At 54.4% G+C, this 436-nt stretch carries 1 protein-coding gene; it reads left to right on the top strand.

Annotated elements, in window-relative coordinates:
• On the top strand, positions 1-250 hold a 250-nt coding region (locus C5F48_RS25880), incomplete at its 5' end, for a hypothetical protein (protein ID WP_219907854.1).
• Positions 251-436 lie beyond the last annotated feature (186 nt).

Below are 436 nucleotides of genomic sequence, written 5' to 3' on the forward strand. Positions count from 1 at the left end.
TGGAATAAACGGACGGCGAACAAAAGACAGCATTGCGCTAGTAGAGATCAAGGACGACGGTGAGACTGGAAGACTTCATTCGGTCAGTAACACCATCAAGATCAGGTCAGACCATCAAGAGTATAAGAATGTCTTCTGGACCTTCAGAGAAGGGGACGGGGTTTTCCTGAAGGCTGTGTGGAACGAAGGTCGGAACCGCATCTTTTCGAGCGGCCCCTTCGAGATCGAAGACATGGTGCTTCTACGTTAAAAGGTAAAGGCCCTGCGCAGACGATGAGGGGAAGCGGTGGCCCGCAAGTGAAGGCAGGAGAGTGCCGGAGGGGCAACAACAGTTGAGCTGGTACCATGACCCTCCCTGAGCTGAGCTGCTGCCAACTTCAGTGTCCGGTCCTGCCGATTTCAGTGTCCCGCTACACCCGTTGTGGGGAGACACCTA

Origin of the sequence: Cereibacter changlensis JA139 (assembly GCF_003034985.1) — a bacterium.
In the GTDB taxonomy this organism is placed as follows: domain Bacteria; phylum Pseudomonadota; class Alphaproteobacteria; order Rhodobacterales; family Rhodobacteraceae; genus Cereibacter; species Cereibacter changlensis.